At 51.6% G+C, this 304-nt stretch carries 1 tRNA gene; it reads left to right on the top strand.

Annotation, left to right across the window (positions count from 1 at the left end):
- Window positions 1–226 precede the first annotated feature (226 nt).
- A tRNA-Gly gene (locus tag OGY71_RS00295) sits at window positions 227–302 on the top strand.
- Window positions 303–304 lie beyond the last annotated feature (2 nt).

Below are 304 nucleotides of genomic sequence, written 5' to 3'. Positions count from 1 at the left end.
ATAGCTCAGTTGGTAGAGCACGACCTTGCCAAGGTCGGGGTCGCGAGTTCGAGTCTCGTTTCCCGCTCCAAAATTTGAAAATGCTTGTAAAGCACAGACCACCAATCGCAGGATTTCGAATTGCGACAAGGCGGCAACTGAATGAGTCCTTTGGAGCTTACTGAAGTAAGTGACTCAGGCGAATGAAGGCAGCCAACGCAGTAGCGGTTCGAAAAACGAAGATTATGCGGGAATAGCTCAGTTGGTAGAGCACGACCTTGCCAAGGTCGGGGTCGCGAGTTCGAGTCTCGTTTCCCGCTCCAAA

It is taken from the genome of Citrobacter sp. Cpo109, assembly GCF_030332565.1.
Taxonomy (GTDB): Bacteria; Pseudomonadota; Gammaproteobacteria; order Enterobacterales; family Enterobacteriaceae; genus Citrobacter; species Citrobacter portucalensis.
This window is presented reverse-complemented; position numbering and strand designations above follow the sequence as displayed.